This window comes from Winogradskyella sp. KYW1333 (genome assembly GCF_003335675.1).
Classification (GTDB): Bacteria; Bacteroidota; Bacteroidia; order Flavobacteriales; family Flavobacteriaceae; genus Winogradskyella.
This window is the reverse complement of the sequence record NZ_QPHL01000012.1, coordinates 124,122-143,627: the sequence shown is the minus strand read 5'-3', so window position 1 is coordinate 143,627 and position 19,506 is coordinate 124,122. Positions and strand designations below refer to the sequence as shown.

General features: G+C 33.3%; 16 protein-coding genes, 1 pseudogene and 1 riboswitch. Of the genes and pseudogenes, 7 read left to right on the top strand and 10 right to left on the bottom strand.

The features are described from left to right. The 3 genes from metH to DUZ96_RS03090 are packed head-to-tail and all read right to left on the bottom strand — an operon-like array spanning window position 1 to window position 4,861. Window positions 1–2,682: a methionine synthase gene (gene metH / locus DUZ96_RS03100; RefSeq protein ID WP_114300438.1), complete on the bottom strand. Its 2,682-nt coding sequence runs from the start codon at window positions 2,680–2,682 to the stop codon at window positions 1–3. Then, a complete protein-coding gene (locus DUZ96_RS03095) occupies window positions 2,682–3,683 on the bottom strand; it encodes a homocysteine S-methyltransferase family protein (protein WP_114300436.1) in 1,002 nt (333 codons plus the stop codon). Before DUZ96_RS03095 ends, metH begins: the two co-directional genes overlap by 1 nt. Before the next feature lie 8 nt (window positions 3,684–3,691). Beyond that, window positions 3,692–4,861 carry a PLP-dependent aspartate aminotransferase family protein gene (locus tag DUZ96_RS03090; RefSeq protein ID WP_114300434.1) on the bottom strand — a complete coding sequence of 390 codons (1,170 nt, stop codon included), beginning with the start codon at window positions 4,859–4,861 and terminating at the stop codon, window positions 3,692–3,694. Between the two features lie 107 nt (window positions 4,862–4,968). After that, a riboswitch (SAM riboswitch) is annotated at window positions 4,969–5,093 on the bottom strand. 134 nt (window positions 5,094–5,227) lie between these two features. On the opposite strand from DUZ96_RS03090, the gene DUZ96_RS03085 reads away from it, so the two are divergent. The 3 genes from DUZ96_RS03085 to DUZ96_RS03075 all read left to right on the top strand — a co-directional run bounded on the left by DUZ96_RS03085 (window position 5,228) and on the right by DUZ96_RS03075 (window position 7,961). Next, window positions 5,228–5,818, top strand: a complete 591-nt coding sequence (locus DUZ96_RS03085; RefSeq protein WP_114300432.1) for a HupE/UreJ family protein — start codon at window positions 5,228–5,230, stop codon at window positions 5,816–5,818. Window positions 5,819–5,922: 104 nt separating this feature from the next. Next, complete coding sequence (locus tag DUZ96_RS03080) at window positions 5,923–6,354, top strand: dCMP deaminase family protein (protein ID WP_114300430.1); 432 nt, start codon at window positions 5,923–5,925, stop codon at window positions 6,352–6,354. After that, on the top strand, window positions 6,354–7,961 hold the full coding sequence (locus DUZ96_RS03075; protein WP_114300428.1) for a S41 family peptidase: 1,608 nt from the start codon (window positions 6,354–6,356) through the stop codon (window positions 7,959–7,961). Before DUZ96_RS03080 ends, DUZ96_RS03075 begins: the two co-directional genes overlap by 1 nt. Here the strand turns inward: DUZ96_RS03075 and DUZ96_RS03070 are convergent. The 3 genes from DUZ96_RS03070 to DUZ96_RS03060 are packed head-to-tail and all read right to left on the bottom strand — an operon-like array spanning window position 7,951 to window position 9,360. Further along, a complete protein-coding gene (locus DUZ96_RS03070) occupies window positions 7,951–8,562 on the bottom strand; it encodes an FAD-dependent oxidoreductase (protein WP_114300426.1) in 612 nt (203 codons plus the stop codon). The two genes, DUZ96_RS03075 and DUZ96_RS03070, sit on opposite strands and share 11 nt — an antisense overlap. Continuing rightward, window positions 8,559–8,762 (bottom strand): hypothetical protein, encoded by a 204-nt coding sequence (locus DUZ96_RS03065; RefSeq protein WP_114300425.1) that lies wholly within the window; start codon window positions 8,760–8,762, stop codon window positions 8,559–8,561. Before DUZ96_RS03065 ends, DUZ96_RS03070 begins: the two co-directional genes overlap by 4 nt. A gap of 16 nt (window positions 8,763–8,778) precedes the next feature. Beyond that, complete coding sequence (locus DUZ96_RS03060; protein ID WP_114300423.1) at window positions 8,779–9,360, bottom strand: MarC family protein; 582 nt, start codon at window positions 9,358–9,360, stop codon at window positions 8,779–8,781. An 89-nt stretch (window positions 9,361–9,449) separates the two neighbouring features. On the opposite strand from DUZ96_RS03060, the gene DUZ96_RS03055 reads away from it, so the two are divergent. From DUZ96_RS03055 to DUZ96_RS03045, 3 genes are all read left to right on the top strand, one after another. After that, window positions 9,450–10,022 carry a DUF3109 family protein gene (locus DUZ96_RS03055; protein WP_114300421.1) on the top strand — a complete coding sequence of 191 codons (573 nt, stop codon included), beginning with the start codon at window positions 9,450–9,452 and terminating at the stop codon, window positions 10,020–10,022. A 474-nt stretch (window positions 10,023–10,496) separates the two neighbouring features. Continuing rightward, a complete protein-coding gene (locus DUZ96_RS03050; RefSeq protein ID WP_114300419.1) occupies window positions 10,497–11,786 on the top strand; it encodes a ribonucleotide-diphosphate reductase subunit beta in 1,290 nt (429 codons plus the stop codon). A 3-nt stretch (window positions 11,787–11,789) separates the two neighbouring features. Further along, window positions 11,790–13,589 carry a ribonucleoside-diphosphate reductase subunit alpha gene (locus DUZ96_RS03045; protein WP_114300417.1) on the top strand — a complete coding sequence of 600 codons (1,800 nt, stop codon included), beginning with the start codon at window positions 11,790–11,792 and terminating at the stop codon, window positions 13,587–13,589. 54 nt (window positions 13,590–13,643) lie between these two features. Here the strand turns inward: DUZ96_RS03045 and DUZ96_RS03040 are convergent, their stop codons facing one another. Beyond that, window positions 13,644–14,363 (bottom strand): DUF6503 family protein, encoded by a 720-nt coding sequence (locus DUZ96_RS03040; RefSeq protein ID WP_114300415.1) that lies wholly within the window; start codon window positions 14,361–14,363, stop codon window positions 13,644–13,646. Between the two features lie 106 nt (window positions 14,364–14,469). After that, a pseudogene (locus tag DUZ96_RS03035) lies at window positions 14,470–14,658 on the bottom strand (cell envelope biogenesis protein OmpA); the annotation flags it as partial. Between the two features lie 10 nt (window positions 14,659–14,668). Between DUZ96_RS03035 and chrA the strand changes: the two are divergent. Next, window positions 14,669–15,796, top strand: a complete 1,128-nt coding sequence (gene chrA, locus DUZ96_RS03030; protein ID WP_114300413.1) for a chromate efflux transporter — start codon at window positions 14,669–14,671, stop codon at window positions 15,794–15,796. A 50-nt stretch (window positions 15,797–15,846) separates the two neighbouring features. Here the strand turns inward: chrA and DUZ96_RS03025 are convergent, their stop codons facing one another. Both DUZ96_RS03025 and DUZ96_RS03020 read right to left on the bottom strand, forming a co-directional pair. After that, on the bottom strand, window positions 15,847–18,156 hold the full coding sequence (locus DUZ96_RS03025; RefSeq protein ID WP_114300412.1) for an inorganic phosphate transporter: 2,310 nt from the start codon (window positions 18,154–18,156) through the stop codon (window positions 15,847–15,849). Between the two features lie 70 nt (window positions 18,157–18,226). After that, complete coding sequence (locus DUZ96_RS03020; protein ID WP_114300410.1) at window positions 18,227–19,432, bottom strand: porin; 1,206 nt, start codon at window positions 19,430–19,432, stop codon at window positions 18,227–18,229. Window positions 19,433–19,506: the final 74 nt, after the last annotated feature.

Below are 19,506 nucleotides of genomic sequence, written 5' to 3'. Positions count from 1 at the left end.
TTAATTAGCAATGTTTGGGTTCAACCATTTTTTGGCTTCTTCTATTGTTATACCTCTACGCTTACTATAATCTTCAACTTGATCATGCATTATTTTTCCTAACCCAAAATATTTAGCTTCTGGATTAGCAAAGTAATAACCACTGACACTGGCAGCTGGCCACATCGCAAGACTATCTGTAAGTATAACACCAATGTTTTCTTCGATATTTAACAGTTTCCAAATAGTATTTTTTTCTAAATGATCTGGGCAGGCAGGATATCCTGGCGCCGGACGAATTCCCTTATAATTTTCTTTAATTAGTTCTTCGTTTGATAGGTTTTCATTCTCTGCGTAATTCCAATGATTGGTTCTTACTTCTTTATGTAAATATTCTGCAAAGGCTTCAGCTAAACGATCTGCCAATGCTTTAATCATTATAGAATTATAATCATCGTGTTCTGCTTCGAATTTAGTAGCCAGTTCGTCCGTGCCAAATCCTGTACTAACGCAAAAGCAACCTATATAATCTTTAACATTTGAGGCTTTAGGTGCAATAAAATCAGATAGTGCTATGTTAGGTTTTCCCTCTGATTTTTTTGATTGTTGACGTAGGGTTAAAAACGTATCTAAAACATTTCCCGATGCGTCTTTAATTTCTATATCGTCGTCATTAACTGAATTAGCCTCAAACAACCCAAATATGGCTTTTGCTTTTAAAAGTTTTTCATCAAAGATTCGCTTTAGTAATACTTGGGCATCAGCAAACAATTCAGTGGCTTGTTTACCTACGATTTTATCTTCTAAAATATCAGGAAATTTTCCATGTAAATCCCAACCTCTAAAAAATGGTGACCAATCGATAAAATCTTTAAGTTGTGTAATGTCGAAATCTTTAATGACCTGAATTCCCAAGGACTTTGGTTTTACGATTTCAGTAGTTGCCCAATTGACTTTAAACTTATTATTTCGAGCTTCTTCAGTTGATAAATAGGATTTCTTCTTTCCACGTTTTAAGAATTGTTCTCTAAACAAATCATACTCTTCACGAATTTGATTTTTATAGATTTTATTATCCTTTTGAAGCAGATTTCCTACTACAGTAACAGCTCGTGAAGCATCATTAATATGTACAACAGTATTACTATAATTTGGTGCAATTTTTACTGCTGAATGCGCTCTAGAGGTTGTTGCCCCACCTAAAATTAGAGGAATGTCTAATTGTTCTTTTTCCATAGCTTTAGAAACATATACCATCTCATCTAGCGAAGGGGTTATTAATCCACTTAAACCTATAATGTCAACATTCTTTTTTTTTGCTGTTTCTATTATCTTTTCTGGAGGTACCATAACCCCAAGATCAATTATTTCATAATTATTACAACTCAAAACCACACTTACTATATTTTTACCAATATCATGTACATCTCCTTTTACGGTTGCCATTAATATGCGACCAGCAAACTCTTGTTTTCCATCTTTTTCGGCTTCAATAAAAGGTTGTAAATAAGCCACTGCTTTTTTCATTACTCTTGCTGATTTTACTACTTGAGGTAAAAACATTTTACCGCTTCCAAAGAGGTCTCCTACTACATTCATTCCAATCATTAAATGTCCTTCAATAACTTCAATTGGTTTTTTAGATTGTAATCGGGCTTCTTCAACATCTTTAATGATAAATGTATCAATGCCTTTAACCAAAGCATGTGTAATCCTGTTCTGTAAGGGGTAACTTCTCCATTCTTGCACAGTGTTTTCCTGCTCCTTTTTTTGTCCCTTAACTGATTCAGCAAAATCTAATAGGCGTTCAGTGGCATCGTCACGTCTATCAAATAAAACATCTTCAACTCGCTCTAATAAGTCTTTGTCAATTTCGTCATAAACTTCGAGCATTGTTGGGTTAACGATACCTAGATTCATCCCATTTTTTATTCCATGAAATAAAAATGAAGAATGCATAGCTTCTCTAACTGCATTGTTTCCCCTAAACGAAAACGAAATATTACTTACGCCACCTGAAACATTAGCAAAAGGTAAGTTCTCTCTAATCCATTTAGTTGCTTTGAAGAAGTCGAGTGCATTTCTACGATGCTCCTCCATACCTGTTGCTACAGGAAAAATATTTGGATCGAAAATTATGTCTTGTGGAGGGAAATTTACTTCATTGACGAGAATATCATAAGAACGTTTACAAATCTCTATTCGTCTATTATAATTGTCTGCCTGGCCAGTTTCATCGAATGCCATAACAATGACTGCTGCTCCGTAACGTTTAATGAGTTTTGCTTGTCTTTTAAATTCGTCTTTTCCTTCCTTTAGACTTATTGAATTTACAACACATTTTCCTTGTACAACACGTAAACCTGCCTCAAGGATTTCCCACTTAGAGCTATCAATCATAATTGGGATTCGAGAAATATTAGGTTCTGATGCGATCAAATTTAAAAAAGTAGTCATGGCATAGACACCATCTAACATCCCTTCATCCATATTTACATCTAGAATTTGAGCTCCACCCTCTACTTGATGCCTTGCGACTTCTAAAGCTTCATTATACTTCTCTTCTTTAATTAATCGAAGAAATTTTCGAGACCCCGTAACATTGGTTCTTTCTCCGACGTTAATAAAGTTGCTTTCTGGAGTAACAACTAATGGTTCTAATCCAGATAAGGTTAAATATTTCTTACAGTCACTATCTACCATTATACTAATTTTTCAATTAATCTTGGTTTATAGTTATTGGCAACCTCTGCAATTGCTTTAATATGATCAGGACTCGTGCCACAGCATCCTCCAATGATATTAATAAGACTATCTTTAAGATAGTCTTCAATATAGCCTTGCATCTGTTTTGGTGATTCATCGTATTCTCCAAAGGCATTCGGTAAACCAGCGTTGGGATGAGCAGATGTATAAAACTCTGTTTCATTGGACAAGCGCTGTAAATATGGCTTTAATTGTTCGGCACCCAATGCGCAGTTGAAACCAACACTTAATAAAGGAACATGTGATATTGAAGTTAAAAATGCTTCTACGGTTTGACCTGATAAAGTTCTGCCTGAAGCATCAGTTATTGTTCCAGAAACCATAATTGGGATATTGATATTTTGTTCTTCTTTCACTTCTTCGATAGCAAACAAAGCAGCTTTGGCATTTAATGTATCGAAAATGGTTTCTACCAAAAGTAAATCTACACCTCCATCAATCAGAGCTTCCACTTGTTGCTTATAAGCAATTCGTAATTCGTTAAATGTAATTACTCTATATTCTGGTCGGTTAACATCTGGAGAAAGACTTGCTGTTTTGTTTGTTGGCCCAATACTACCTGCTACAAATCGCGGTTTTTCAGGATTTGCTTTGGTAAATTTATCAGCGACTTCTTTTGCAATTTTAGCAGATTCATAATTCAGTTCGTAGACTAGATCTTGCATATCATAGTCAGCCATCGCTATAGTTGTACCTGAAAAAGTATTAGTTTCTACGATATCTGCGCCAGCTTCAAAATACTTTGCATGTACTTCTGCAATAGCTTTGGGCTGCGTAAGTGAGAGTAAATCATTATTACCTTTTAGAGGAGTTGGGTAATCCTTAAATCGCTCTCCTCTGAAGTCTTCCTCAGAGAATTTATATTGCTGAAGCATCGTTCCCATTGCGCCATCAAGGACTAATATTCGCTTTTGGATTTCTGTTTGAATGTTATACATAATCTATATTATAGTTCTAATGCTTGACTTAAATCGTTTATAATATCTTCTGTGTGCTCTAATCCCACAGAAACTCGAACCAAGCCACCTGTTATGCCTGTTTGTAATCGGTTTTCTTCAGATAGTTTAACATGTGTTGTTGATGCAGGATGTGTTACTATACTTCTAGTATCACCTAAATTGGCTGATAGCGATAATAACTTTATTGAATTAAGAAATCGTCTTCCAGCATCCACGCCTCCTTTTACCTCAAAAGCAACGACATTACCTCCAAGTTTCATTTGTTGTTTGGCTAATTCAAATTGTGGATGTGATTTTAAAAAAGGATATTTTACAAAATTGACATTACTGTGGGATTCTAAAAATGTGGCTACTTTTAATGCGTTTTCACAGTGTTTTTCTACTCTCACTGGTAAAGTTTCTAAACTTTTGGACAGAATCCAAGCGTTAAATGGAGATAAAGCTGGACCAGTATTTCTTGCGAAGAGATAAATTTTTTGAATTAATTCTGCTGAGCCTACTGTTACTCCTCCTAAAACCCTGCCTTGACCGTCTATTAATTTTGTTGCTGAATGAATTACTAAATCAGCACCAAATTTTATTGGTTGCTGTAAATAAGGTGTTGCGAAACAATTATCGACAATAAAAAGGAGATTGTGCTTTCTCGCAATCTCAGCCAAACGTTTTAAATCCAAAATATCTATCGTTGGATTTGTTGGACTTTCAGCATATATCACTTTGGTATTTGGTTGAATTAGATGTTCAATTTTATCTACTTCATCTATTTTGAAATAAGTAGTTGAAATATTCCATTTTGGAAGAATATTATTGAAAATTGTTTGTGTTGAACCAAATATACTTTGTAATGAAATTATATGATCATCAGAATTTAATAGTGCTGCGAATGTTGAAAAAACTGCTGACATTCCAGAAGCAAATGCATAACCTTGCTCTGCACCTTCCATTTTACATATTTTTTCAACAAATTCTGAATTATTAGGGTTAGAGTATCTACTGTAAATATTTCGTTCTTTCTCATCAGCAAAAGATGCTCGCATATCTTCTGCATCTTCAAAAACATAACTAGATGTTAGATACAATGGATTAGAGTGTTCTAAAAATTGAGAACGATCTATTTGAGTCCGGATGGCTTCAGTTTCTAAATGCTTAGCGCTCATTTTTCAATCCTATAAATAATTAAATCAAGGTCAAATACCATTTAATAGTGTACTTAATCGAAAAATGTTATAAAGAATATGGTAATTACAGCTGAGTAATTAGGCTTGTGTTATCTATCCGGATTAGCAAAAAATGACTTGCGTTTCCAAGTAGAATTTAGCACCTTCTTAGTAAGTCTAAGGGTTGCTAAGGCTTCAATGGGTCTAATCCCTCCACCTTTCTTGATAACATTTCAGTAAGTTATTTGAACTTTGAAGAGCAATATTCGAAAACAATTAAGGAATTACCAAATTTTATTTACTTTATTTTATAAATGAAGTATTTTATTAATATTGTAACTTTAACCTATCCCAAACGAAATAATTATGTTAGAAAATTTTTGGTTTAATGTTCAGTATGGCATTAATCATGTACTTGACCCAAATGGCTACGACCATGTCCTTTTTTTAATGGTTTTAGCTGTTCCTTATGTTTTTAAAGATTGGAAACGCGTTTTAATTCTCGTTTCTATGTTTACTTTAGGCCATACCTTGTCCTTGGTTTTGGCAGCTTATGGTGTAGTGAGTGTAAACGGAAAGTTGGTTGAATTCTTAATACCAGTTACCATATTAATTACTGCTCTTTATAATGTCTTCACCGCTGGAAAAAAAGAAAAGTCTAGCAAATTAAGTTTGTTATTTTTTGCTACTTTATTTTTTGGTTTAATTCACGGACTGGGCTTTGCAAGGGAATTTAAAATGTTTGCAGGTCAGTCTGAAAACAAATTAAAGCTTTTAATAGAATTTGCCCTTGGTATTGAAATCGCGCAGATAATAATAGTTTTTGTTGTTTTATTTTTAGGTTTCCTGTTTCAGACTATTTTTAGGTTTTCAAAAAGAGACTGGGTTATGGTATTATCTGCTGTTGTGGTTGGTTTGGTAATTCCAATGATTGTTGGCAGTGATCTATTGAACTAGCACTCAAAGTTTGGTAAAACTTTAACTCCTAGCACATTGTTTTTAAAATAGTATACTTTTATCTTCGTTAATAACATTGTACGTTTGTGCAATAAAAATCATTAATGTCAAAAACAAAACAGAGACGATACGACAAAGCTTATTTGCGAATTGCAAAGGAATGGGGAAAGTTATCCCATTGTGAGCGAAAGCAGGTTGGTGCTATTATAGTTAAGGATAGAATGATTATCTCTGATGGGTATAATGGTACACCGACTGGTTTTGAAAATTATTGCGAAGATGATGAAGGATATACCAAGTGGTATGTTTTGCATGCAGAGGCCAACGCGATATTAAAAGTAGCGTCATCAACGCAGTCTTGTAAAGGTGCAACATTATATATAACACTTTCGCCTTGCAAAGAATGTAGCAAGCTTATTCATCAAGCTGGTATTGTTAGAGTGGTTTACCATGAGGGCTATAAAGATGATTCAGGTTTACGATTCTTAAAAAAAGCAGGTGTAGAATTAGAGTTTATAGGTGACTTAGAAGCATAATGTCAACAAAGAATAAATACATACCGTTAATAATTGGTGTTGCTATAGCAACAGGAGTTGTCATTGGAGGAAAATTAAACTTCACGGATACTTCAGACCGACTTTTTACTACCAATAGTAAAAAGGACAAGCTTAATCGATTGATAGATTACATTGACTATGAGTATGTTGATGATATTAATACCGATAGTATAGTTGATGTAACTGTCAATGGAATTTTAGATAATCTAGATCCACATTCCACGTATATACCTGAAAAAGATTTACAAAGAATTACTGAAAATATGAAGGGTGATTTTGTTGGGATAGGAATTAATTTTTATGCCTACAATGATACCATAGCCGTAGTAAAACCAACAGAAGGAGGTCCAAGTGAAAAAGCGGGTATACTTAGTGGAGACAGAATCTTAATGGCAGACGGCGATACAATATATGGGCGTACCATAACCAATGAAATAATTACAAATAAACTTAAAGGTGATAAGGATACAAATGTAAGATTAACAGTTTTTCGCAAGGGCGAAAAAGACTTGTTAGAGTTTGACATTCAAAGAAAGGATATACCAATTAAGAGCGTTGATGCATCTTATATGCTAACCGATGAGTTAGGTTATATCAAAATTAATCGTTTTGCTGAGTCAACCTATAAGGAATTTAAAAAAGGATTGGATGAGCTTCGAGACCAAGGTGCAACCAAGTTAGTTTTAGACCTAAGAGATAATCCTGGTGGGTTTTTGGGTATTGCAGAACAAATTGCTGATGAGTTTTTGGAAGATAAAAAACTCATAGTTTATACTCAAGATAAAAAAGGTAGGGAAGAAAGAACCTATGCTTCAAAACGTGGTGATTTTGAAAACAATGAAATTTATATTTTAATCAATGAGAATTCAGCTTCAGCCAGTGAAGTTATTGCTGGTGCTTTACAAGATAATGATAAAGGCATAATCGTTGGGCGACGTTCTTATGGAAAAGGACTCGTTCAGAGAGAAATGGCCCTTGGAGATGGTAGTGCAGTGAGATTAACAGTTTCTAGATATTATACACCAACCGGTCGTTCTATACAGCGCCCATATGAAAATGGTCAAAACCAAACCTATTTCAGGGATTATTTTAAAAGACTAAGAACTGGTGAGCTTGCAGATTCGGATAATATTAAAGTTGATGATTCATTAAAATTTACAACTCCAAAAGGTAAAGTTGTTTATGGAGGTGGAGGTATAATTCCTGATATTTTTGTCCCTGTTGATACTGCATTTGATAATGAAATGATCAATTATATGCGTCGTAGAGGTTTATTTGGATTTTTTGTTTTTGAAGAATTAGATAAGGATCGAAGTAAATATCAAGATTTAACTAAATATGATTTTATTAATAATTTTGAAGTAAGTGATGAAATGGCCTTACGCTTTAAGGACTATGTTAACTTTAAAGAAGATTCAAACGTTACTTTTGTTGCATATAGAGACGAAATAAAACGACTCATCAAAGCTACTTTGGCACGTCAATTATTTGATGATAACGCTTATGATGAAGTGATTAATAGATATGATAAAACAGTGCAGGAGGTAATTCTATTAAGTACTGAGTATCCTAGTTTTAGACAGTAATCTTATCGTGTACTTTGGTATGTTTCCCTCTATTCCAGAGTGTTAATATATCTGTTGCGACTTGTGCTCCACTGCCAGAAGCAATTGAAAACTGGCTACGCCAACCAGCCAATGTACCAGCTACATATAAGTTATCCTTGACTTTATGATCTGTATTATTAAGCCAAATCCTATCTTTCTCTGCATTCGCCCTCGGATGTGGCTCAATATAATCTTCAAGTCCTTTAATAGTAATTAAACTTGTGTATCCAACAGCAACCACTACAAGTTTTGAATTATATGAAGTTTTATTGGTGTTAATCTTAAAACCCTGATCAGTTTCTTCTATTAAAGACACCTTTTCATTGTCAATTTGTGTAACATGCGGGTAATTAAATTTTAATTGTGCCTTCCCTTGTTTTAATATGTCACTTCCAAGAGTACCTTGCTTTAATCCAAGCACATTATTAAATAAAGCATTTTGTAAATGAGAGGTTTTTTGATGAGCAATAATTCCAATTTTTTTGTCAATTGCAAATGGTTTATTTTTGGCAGATCCTAATACCAGCGCACATGACATCCCTGCAGCACCAGCTCCAACAATCAATACGTCATAACTCATTTTTGCTTTTTTTGAAGTGTTTCAATTTTTTTTGAGATACGTAGAATTTGAAGTAAAATAACAGCACATAAACCAGCAATTATAGTTAATATGGCAGTATAGCTATCACCTTCAAAAGGTGCCTCAAAATTAATTTGAGTTGCGTTGAAGATAATAAGCGCTAATGCGATAACAGTGAGTATTAAGGTAAATACCTTCATATATTATTCAATTAAGTTAAACAAATAAGACCTTAATGTTTGTTGCAAATAACTTTACAGCAATTGCAAGTAAAATTACACCAAAAACTTTTCTAATTATGTTAATTCCGTTAGTACCTATTAATCGTTCTATTTTTGCTGATGTTTTTAAAACTATGTATATAAATATAACATTGCATATTACAGCAATGATAATATTTTGAATTTCAAATTCAGCACGTAAGGAAAGCAAAGTTGTGAGACTACCGGGACCTGCAATAAGGGGAAAAGCTAATGGAAAAACTGAAGCGGTTAGCGCATTGTGTTCTTCATCTTTATAAAGCGTAATACCTAATACCATTTCAAGCGCAATAAAGAAGATTACAAGTGCTCCGGCTACTGCAAAAGAATTTACATCTACACCAATTACACTTAAAAGGCTTTTTCCTAAGAATAAAAATACAATCATTATTATACCTGCAATTAACGAAGCCTTCTCACTTTGTATGTGCCCAACCTTTTTGCGCAAGTCAATTATTATCGGGATATTTCCAATAATATCTATTACCGCAAATAATACCATAAATGCAGTGATTATTTCTTTAAAATTAAGTTGCATGTCTTAGTTTTTAAATTTCGCCGCAAAGGTGCGATTTAATTACAGATTTACAATATTAAATAATAGTAAAGTTTATTTATTTTTGCCCTATGTTTCAATTGGGAAAAGCAATAGTTTCTGAAGAGATAATTGAGAACGATTTTGTATGTAATCTTTCAGCGTGCAAAGGTGCATGTTGTATAGCAGGTGATGCAGGTGCTCCATTGGATAAAAATGAAGTTAAAATCCTTGAAGATATCTTCTCACAGGTCAAACCCTTTTTGAGAAAAGAAGGTATAGACGCCATTGAAAAACACGGAAAATCTATTGTTACAGAGTTTGGTGATTATGAAACACCTTTGATTGATGGCGAAGATTGTGCCTATGTAATCTTTGATGAGAATAAAACTGCTATGTGCGGTATAGAGGAAGCATATAATCAAGGTGCAATTGATTGGAAAAAACCAGTGTCTTGCCATCTATATCCCATAAGAACAAGAGAGTATTCAGAGTTTACCGCAGTGAATTATGACAGATGGGAAATCTGCGACGATGCTTGTTCATTGGGCAAGGAATTGCAGGTTCCTATTTACAGATTTGTTAAGGAGGCATTAATTAGAAAATTTGGTAGGGATTGGTATGAGAAATTGGAAAGAATTGCTTCTCAAAAAAAAGAAAAATGATTTTTGTTTAAGTTTTCACTCTAAACTTTATTCAATCTTTTTTTGTTATTCTAGAATCTTTAAGTGCCTTTAAACATATGCCCTAGCTTACTATTTAACAAGATAATACCTACAATATATAATTCAACAAAAATATTATATATAATTGATAATCAGTAACTTATACAAAAAAATTAAAAATTCCTTTGTTTATGGGTATTCTTAAAGTTTGTTAAAAACTTGTTGACAACGTTTATAATTTTGTCTTTTAATTTTAAAGACAATTCTCAATCTTTGTTTTGGGTTAAGTAGAAAATAGATTTTAATAGCGGTTTTTTGAGCCTAAAATCAAAAGATTTCTGTTTTTGAAAATTTCAAACCTTTTTGTCCCTTGTTAAGGGAAATATTAAACACGTTTTACGTCATTAGCTAATTGATAGGGATAATTGCACATTTATCCTGTAGATTTTTAGCCTCAAAAATTAAGAACAAACTATGGAAACCAAACAATTAGAAATCACAGAAATTATCAAAAGAGATTATGAAACAAGTCCATTTGTTTTAAATAAAATTTCTAATGCGGTAGAAAAAGCGATGATGTCTGTTGGGAATGGTACCAAGGAAGATGCTTATAATATCGCTGAAAATGTTCTTTCAGAATTATTGATTAGAAAAGGTGGTGATTATAATTATGTTCCAACTGTAGAAGAGGTACAAGATATTGTTGAGATCAAATTAATGGAAAACCATTTCTTAGATGTAGCAAAGGCATATATACTGTATAGAGATGAACAGGCAAGGAGTAGAAAAACAAATATTTTTGAAAAACGGGTTAATCTGAAGCCTTATGAGTATCCAGGACTTAATGAGTATGTAGATGCTATAAGACATTCTTACTGGATCCATTCAGAGTTCAACTTCACTAGTGATATTCAAGATTTTAAAACTAGGTTGACCATTGTCGAGCAAAACGCTATAAAGAATACAATGCTTGCTATATCACAAATTGAGGTAGCAGTAAAATCGTTCTGGGGAGATATTTACCACAAAATGCCAAAACCAGAGATAGGATCAGTTGGCGCTACATTTGCAGAAAGTGAAGTTCGCCATCACGATGCTTATTCTCATTTATTAGAAATACTTGGTCTAAATAACGAGTTTAAAAGATTAAAGAAAAATCCTGTGATAATGCGTCGTGTGCATTATTTAGAAACTGCTTTAAAAAATGCTAAGAGCGATGACAACAAAGAATACGCAGAATCAATTTTATTATTCTCACTTTTCATTGAGCATGTATCGTTGTTCTCGCAATTCTTAATCATAATGGCATTTAATAAGCACAAGAATATGCTTAAAGGAATTTCCAATGTAGTTGAGGCGACTTCAAAAGAAGAACAAATACACGGTGATTTTGGTATTGATGTAATTAGAATCATTAAAGATGAAAACCCAACATGGTTTGGTGAAGAATACAATACAATAGTTAAAGTAATGTGCGATGAGGCTTTTGAGTCTGAAAGCAAAATTATTGATTGGATATTTGAAGCAGGAGAATTAGACTTCCTTCCAAAGAATGTAATAAACGAATTTATAAAGAACAGATTCAATAATTCCCTTGAAAGTATAGGTATTGATAAAATATTCGATATCGATGAGAGCTTATTAGAACAAACCGAATGGTTTGACGATGAAATCATTGGTACTAAACATGGAGATTTCTTTGTGAAACGCTCTATCAACTATAGCAAAAGAACTAAAAGTATAACAAGCGACGACTTATTTTAAACCATGAACGACAAAACTAACTTAAAACTGGAGAACAACGTAGCAAACCCTCAAACTACAACCACCTCATCACATAAAGAATTAATTAAAGCGAGAAAAGAAGCCATTAAAGAGGCTAAATCTGAACCCGAAATAAAATGGTTAACAGAACATAGTCGTCAATTTTTGTCATCCGGTTATTTAACAGAAGGTACAACACCTGAGGAAAGAATCAGAGAAATAGCTGATAATGCAGAAAGAATTTTAAAAATCGATGGTTTTGCAGATAAGTTTTACGGCTATATGGCTGAAGGCTTTTACTCTTTAGCATCACCTGTTTGGTCTAATTTTGGTAAAAAACGCGGTTTACCAATCAGTTGTTTCGGTTCTCATATTTCTGATGACATGGGAGATATTCTCTACACGCAATCAGAAGTTGGTATGATGTCTAAGCTTGGAGGAGGTACTTCTGGTTACTTTGGTAAACTTCGTCATAGAGGTGCACCTGTAAAAAATAACGGTGAGTCTTCAGGAGCAGTTCATATTATGCAACTTTTTGAAAAAATGGTTGATGTCGTAAGCCAAGGCTCAGTAAGACGTGGTCGTTTTTCCCCATACCTACCGATTGAACATAATGATATACACGAATTTTTAGAAATCGGTACAGAAGGTAATCCTATACAAGAGTTAACACATGGTGTTACTGTTAGTAATCAATGGATGCAAGAAATGATCGATGGAGATTCTGACAAAAGAGCCATTTGGGCAAAAGTTTTACAAAGAAGAGGTGAAATAGGTTATCCGTACATTTTCTTCAGAGATAATGCTAACAATAATGCACCAGAGGTTTATCAGGAAAACAAGCATGAAATCTATGCTAGTAACTTGTGCTCTGAGATTATGCTACCTACAAACGATAGATGGTCTTTTGTTTGTGTATTGTCTTCTATTAACTTATTACATTACGATAAGTGGAAAAATACGGATGCTGTTGAAACCATGATCTATTTCTTAGATGCTGTTTTAGAAGAGTTTGTAACCAAGCTTGAAGTTTACAGAGATTCACCAGATCGTGATGATCAGCAGACATTCATGTTTATGGAGAAAGCCTATAATTTCGCTAGAGAGAATAGAGCATTAGGAATGGGTGCATTAGGATGGCACTCATTGTTACAATCAAAAATGTTACCATTTGATAGCCAGGAAGCATTTAACCTTAATAGTGAGATTTTTAAAACTATTAAAGAGAAGTCAGTTAAAGCTTCAGAAGAATTAGCGAAATTATTTGGTGAGCCAGAAGTATTAAAAGGTAAAGGGAGACGTAATGCTACTTTAAATGCTGTTGCGCCTACAACATCATCTGCATTTATTTTAGGACAGGTATCTCAAGGTATTGAGCCAATTTGGTCTAACTGTTATGTTAAGGATATTGCCAAAATAAAGACAACAATTAAAAACCCTTATTTAGTTGCGCTGTTAGAAGAAAAAGGAATGAACACTAGTGAGGTATGGAGAAGTATCAGAGATTACGATGGGTCTGTACAACACTTGGAAGGGTTAACAGATCTTGAAAAGGATGTTTTCAAAACCTATTCTGAAATAGACCAAATGACACTTATCTATCAGGCTGCAAACAGACAGAATCATATTGACCAAGGGCAATCATTAAATATAATGGTACACCCAGATATGCCGGTTAAGGATATAAATAAAATATATGTTACTGCTTGGCAATTAGGTGTAAAATCCTTGTATTATCAGCATAGTATGAATGCAGCGCAGAAGTTTAAGCAAAAGAAAGAATGTACTAGCTGTGAAGGGTAACAAAGAATTGATTAAACCTTAATAAAAAAAGCACCTTAGAAAAAGGTGCTTTTTTTATTTATCAACTACAGTATCAGTCCCTAAATACTTATCATCTTTATTATAATACCAAGCTCTGATTCTAGGCATTTTTATACCATTCACTATTGCCTCTTCAGTTAACAAAATATACTCACCAGAATCAGGTTTTTCCTTGCCATTTTCATCAGTTTTAAAGAATTGATAGATTTCCATAGCATAGGTGTTCGGATTAAAATAAAAATACCAAACATCACTGCCAACGTCTTCATCGTAAGTTACTTTAAGTACTAAATAGTCTTTACCCTTAAAGGTTTTTTTATCAACGGTATCTATTAGGTTAGTTCCTGGATCCTTTAATTTCATTGGTAATCCATATAAATAGGTGTAGTAGTTTTTATATAGTTGTGCTCTATCACAACTGAGGTTTTTCTCCTTTGCCTGTATGCTATCTAAGAGTTTACCGTTATACCACATTTCACAAATGCCTTTATTAATGGTATAAGTTGTTGTTACAGAATCACGCTTGGCAGTTACACTGAAATATTCTTTGGGTAGATTAATGGAAATCTTACTAGTACGTTCCGAACTATTTGGTGTTGTCATTACGACCGTGAATTCCCCTTCAAAAGTATTCCAATTATTATTTGGATCGTGGTATTTAATGGCATTATCTAATAATTGATTGGCCGTAATTTCTTGGGAATAAACCAGAGTAGTTAATAAAAATACTAAGGCGAAAACTAAATATTTCATGTTTAAATCATTGATTTTAATTTACAATATATGAAATAAAAAAAGCACCCAATGCCGAACTGTACGGGAGGGTGCTTCTGTTTAATTGCCTTTTCAGGTCAATAGATTAGTTTGCTTCCATTAAAGCAAAAAACTTGTCAATATTTGGCATTAAAATAATGCGTGTTCTTCTGTTTTTAGATCGATTTTCTCTAGAGTCGTTTGCAACTAAAGGCTGGTAACTACTACGACCAGAAGCAATAAGTTGTTCTGGTTTAACATTATATTTGTTCTGTAACCTTCTAACAACAGAGGTCGTAAATGATATGATTGATAAACTAATTGAAGTTGCCAAGGTGTTTTTTAAACTAGGGTGTTTTGCATTTGGTGGTCCTGCAGCACATATAGCAATGATGGAAGATGAGATCATTGAAAAACGAAAGTGGATGACACGAGATTATTTTTTAGACCTCATTGGCACCACTAACCTTATACCAGGTCCAAACTCAACTGAAATGACCATGCACTGTGGTTATGAAAGAGCTGGCAAGCTTGGATTATTTGTTGCAGGTATTGCGTTTATCTTTCCAGCTACCATAATTACTGCTTTACTTGCTTATTTGTATGTAAAATACGGACAACTTCCAGAAGTTGAGCCATTTATTTACGGCATAAAACCTGCAGTATTGGCAATTATAGCTGCCGCGATTTTAAAGCTAGGTAAAAAAGCCATAAAAAGTACTGAACTTATTGTTATTGGAATTTTAGTTTTAAGTGTAAGTCTTTTAGGTGTAAATGAAGTTTTAGTCCTTCTATCTGCTGGCATTTTAGGAATGCTATACTTTTATTTAAAATCGAAAACAAAACCTTCGGTAAATAGTATTTCTCCATTCTTTTTCGTTCTAGGGCTGAATACTACCATTGCGAAGGTCTCAACTTTAAAATTGTTTCTAATATTCTTAAAAGTAGGTGCTATACTATATGGAAGTGGTTATGTACTTTTTGCCTATTTAGATGCCGAATTGGTGACAAGAGGTTTACTCACTAGAGCAGAATTGATTGATGCTATCGCCATTGGACAATTTACTCCAGGACCTGTTCTTTCTACATCTACATTTATTGGATATCAATTATCTGGTTTTACAGGAGCACTGGTTGCTACTACTGGCATTTTTCTGCCTTCTTTTTTATTTGTTCTTATACTTAATCCTTTTATTCCAAGAATGCGTAAATCTAAGATTCTGCGTTATTTTTTAGATTCTGTGAATGTTGCTGCTGTTGCTGTAATGCTGGCAGTATTAATTGTAATGGGTCGCGAAACTTTAATTGAATGGCAAAGTATAGCCATCGCATTAATTGCTGTATTCTTAACCTTTAAGACTAAGGTGAGCACTATTTGGACAATTGTTATTGGTGCAATATTAGGTTTCTTACTATTATCCTTAACAAAATAAAAAAGCCATCACTAAAAAATGATGGCTTTGTACATATTTGGGTAATAGATTTATTCTTCTGCTTCAGGTTTTTCACTACCCTCTACAACTTCATCAACAACGTCAATTGTTGCTGGCTCTACTGAACTATCAAAAGAATTATGATACTCTTCCAATAAGTTCATTGTTGATTTAATTAAATCTTTTGTTTCTAATAAAACACTAAAATAGAGTGTTGTATTTTTTGGACTAGATTCTTCCGTTCTTGTACGCTTAACTTGTTCTTTAATTTTACTCTTTACAAGTTCATAAACTTCAGTCCTTTCATCTAAAATCGCTCCTATTTGTTCAAAAGATTCAGATTTAAAAGCTTTACGCGTGTCTTCAAATAGAATTTCTAGTTTATCATCTATTTCTTTTAGCTCTTTAATCTGACTGAACTTAAGTTTCTTATGATTATTATTAATATGCTTATGGCTCACTTTAGTAATATATTCCAATGACTGTGTCATATCTTGAAGATAGCCTAAGATATTAATATAAAAATCACTTGCACCTAAACTAGACTCATCTAAATTTTTAATAAAATAGAAAACATTATCACGTAAATCATCAACTTCATCTGATAGTTTTACGACCTGTTTTTTACTCTTTTTGAGCAAGTCTAAATCCTGTTTAGCAAGTCCAACGATAGCATTAGAGTAGATTCTATTTGTTCGTTTTACGACATTGGCCATGTTGTTAGCACTTTCAAGGATAACACCTTGTAGCGAACTACTCTCGGCTTTCTTTAAACTATCCTCAGCAATTGTTTTACTAGATTTTTTCTTATGAGATGTATAGTTTCTGTATAATAAAATTACTGTTAACAATAGTAAGATTGGAATTATAACTTTTGGATTCCAGTTTATTAAAAATACTACTGTACCTGCAGCTACAAATGCACCAATTGCAGTACCAAACCATCCTCCAATTACATTTAATACACCTGCAACTCTATAAACAGCACTTTCTCTTCCCCAAGCACGATCTGCAAGCGATGTACCCATTGCTACCATGAAAGTTACATAGGTAGTAGATAGTGGTAATTTCATTGAAGTAGCAATTGCGATTAATACACCTGCAACCATAAGATTAACCGATGCTCTAATCATATCAAATGCTGGTGCATCGATACTTTGGTCTTTTGTTAAGGTGAAGTTAGGTTTGTCAAAACTTTTACCAATTTTATTCTGGATAGAGGAAGATACAATAACACTAAAGTAGTTTGATAATTGTGTTGTTCCTTTTACTATTGATCTAGATAATCTATTAGGTTCAAATTTCTCATGAGTTTCACCCTGACGTGATAAACTAATTTCTGTTTCAGCAACAGTTTTAGCTTTTTTAGAAAACCATAAAGTTAGTACCATTATAGCACCTGCAATAAATAATAGTAATGGCTCTGCAGGGACTTTTTTGTCTAATACATCCATTGACATGGTAACATCCATACCTCCAGCAACCCATGCTTCATAAGAATGATATGCTGCCATAGGAACACCAATGAAGTTAACCAAATCGTTACCAGAAAATGCTAATGCCAATCCAAATGTACCTATTGCGATTACAACAAGTAATACCGTTTTTTTGGTTATACTTTCAAAGACATATGAGAAAATGGTCCAGAAAACAAAACTTCCTAGTATGATGTATATTTCATTACCTTCTAAAATTGATTTTAAATCACCATAATAAGGCGTTCCCTTAAGACCTTTTAAGAAGATAAAATATGTAATAGCAGTTAATGCCACACCACCAAAAATTGCGCCGAAATTCTTTACATTTTTCTCGTAATGAAATGTAAATATCAATCGAGACACCCATTGTACTAGAGCACCAACGGTAAAGGCTATTACTACTGATAACAATATACCAGAGATAATCTCTATGGCCTTAGAAGTGTTTATATAAGTCGCTAAATCTGAAAATGATTGAGAATCAGAATGACTAATTTTAATCAATGACATAACCACTGCCGCACCCAATAAGTTAAAAACAATCGATACAGTAGTTGATGTTGGTAAACCAAGAGTATTAAAGAAATCTAACAATAATATGTCAGTAATCATTACCGCCATAAATATGAGCATAATTTCACCAAACTCAAATTGGGCAGGTACAAAAATACCTTTACGTGCCACTTCCATCATACCGCTAGAAAAGACAGCTCCGATGAAAATACCTAAACTGGCAACTATCATTATAGTTCTTAAAGAAATGGCTTTTGAACCAATAGCTGAGTTTAAGAAATTAATAGCATCATTACTAACACCTACAATGATGTCTGCAACGGCTAAAACCGTGATGGCTATTAACATTAATAAATAAATATTGTCCATAATTTTTAGTTAAAATAAGTTTGCAAATATCATAAAACTTAAACAAAAGGATGTTACCTAATTGTTATTTTTAGAAATGGAAATCAAATCCTAATCTAAAGGTAATATTGTCTTCATTACCATCTAATGTAGTATAACTAAGATCTGACTGAACTTTTAATTTGTGCCCTACAATAAATTTGTTTAAACCAAGAGTATATTGTCTTTCAGGAGCTCTATTAGTTACAGATTCATAATCTGTACTAGTAAATCGTCCTGCAATTTCATAATTGCTCTTAAATAAATAACCGGCTTGTAAGTTTAAAGCATTACCAGTTACAACAATATCTCCTGTAGGTGTACCATCTACATCTGTTGCAATTTCATCATCTGCTGTACGCTTTGCGTACTCACCCATAAATGAAAAACCATTGTATTTAAACATAGCATCTGCAAAAATGGTAGTTTGGTCAGTTTCGTATAATGATCCGTCGCTACGTAACATATAATCACCAGCAAAACCTCTTTCTCTTACTGCATCTTCGTTAAAGTTATAGGTAAAACCAACCATTAATTTTGGCTTTTCTTCACGCTTTAGGTCAGATTGGCTATAATCTCCTTTAGACTTAAAAGTACCAAACGGTAAAAACTCTAATCTTGCTGTATATTGGAGTCCTCCTTCATTACCTTCTGTAACATTACGACCTTCACCTTGAGATAGAGAAAGTTTTTCACGCATTAAAAAATCTCCACCCAAATTAGTTTTATGCCGTAGTTGAATACCTAAATCACGGTCAATATTAAATCTGCTATTTAAAAGAGAACGATCAATTAATTGTAAATTTCCTGAAGAAACAACTCGCTCTACGTTACCAGGTAATTTTGTCTGACCAGCCCAAAGTTCCCAGTTACCAGAAAAATTCCATTTTAAAACAGCATCCAAAATATATCTTGGTGTATTTCTGTTAAATTGGTTAGCACCAGAAATATCTCTATTAGATAAACCTAATTCTATTTTGTATACAAGTTTTTTGCTGTAGGCATATCCATCAAATTTAAGACGTGCTCTTCGTACAATAAAATTGTGCTCTGGACTACCAAATTGGTCTCCTGTATAATCCCATGACGAAACAGATCGAACCTGAAAACGTGGTGCGAATTTAATACTGAAAGAACTGTCTTTGGCAGTAAAATTGATTAAACCTTTACCAAAACTAGTGTCGCTAATTTCTTGTGCTTGAGAAGAATTGAAAAATACAACAGTAATTAATGCAATGAAGCAAATTTTAAATTTCATAATAAATTGTAGTTTTTGTCTGCGGCAAATAACTAAAACAAATGTTAAGTAAATGTTTCCTTAGTATTAATTTT

Coding starts and splice junctions, on each gene's coding strand:
- metH (WP_114300438.1), bottom strand. CDS start 2,682: ATGGTAGATAGTGACTGTAAGAAATATTTAACCTTATCTGGATTAGAA.
- DUZ96_RS03095 (WP_114300436.1), bottom strand. CDS start 3,683: ATGTATAACATTCAAACAGAAATCCAAAAGCGAATATTAGTCCTTGAT.
- DUZ96_RS03090 (WP_114300434.1), bottom strand. CDS start 4,861: ATGAGCGCTAAGCATTTAGAAACTGAAGCCATCCGGACTCAAATAGAT.
- DUZ96_RS03085 (WP_114300432.1), top strand. CDS start 5,228: ATGTTAGAAAATTTTTGGTTTAATGTTCAGTATGGCATTAATCATGTA.
- DUZ96_RS03080 (WP_114300430.1), top strand. CDS start 5,923: ATGTCAAAAACAAAACAGAGACGATACGACAAAGCTTATTTGCGAATT.
- DUZ96_RS03075 (WP_114300428.1), top strand. CDS start 6,354: ATGTCAACAAAGAATAAATACATACCGTTAATAATTGGTGTTGCTATA.
- DUZ96_RS03070 (WP_114300426.1), bottom strand. CDS start 8,562: ATGAGTTATGACGTATTGATTGTTGGAGCTGGTGCTGCAGGGATGTCA.
- DUZ96_RS03065 (WP_114300425.1), bottom strand. CDS start 8,762: ATGAAGGTATTTACCTTAATACTCACTGTTATCGCATTAGCGCTTATT.
- DUZ96_RS03060 (WP_114300423.1), bottom strand. CDS start 9,360: ATGCAACTTAATTTTAAAGAAATAATCACTGCATTTATGGTATTATTT.
- DUZ96_RS03055 (WP_114300421.1), top strand. CDS start 9,450: ATGTTTCAATTGGGAAAAGCAATAGTTTCTGAAGAGATAATTGAGAAC.
- DUZ96_RS03050 (WP_114300419.1), top strand. CDS start 10,497: ATGGAAACCAAACAATTAGAAATCACAGAAATTATCAAAAGAGATTAT.
- DUZ96_RS03045 (WP_114300417.1), top strand. CDS start 11,790: ATGAACGACAAAACTAACTTAAAACTGGAGAACAACGTAGCAAACCCT.
- DUZ96_RS03040 (WP_114300415.1), bottom strand. CDS start 14,363: ATGAAATATTTAGTTTTCGCCTTAGTATTTTTATTAACTACTCTGGTT.
- chrA (WP_114300413.1), top strand. CDS start 14,669: ATGATTGATAAACTAATTGAAGTTGCCAAGGTGTTTTTTAAACTAGGG.
- DUZ96_RS03025 (WP_114300412.1), bottom strand. CDS start 18,156: ATGGACAATATTTATTTATTAATGTTAATAGCCATCACGGTTTTAGCC.
- DUZ96_RS03020 (WP_114300410.1), bottom strand. CDS start 19,432: ATGAAATTTAAAATTTGCTTCATTGCATTAATTACTGTTGTATTTTTC.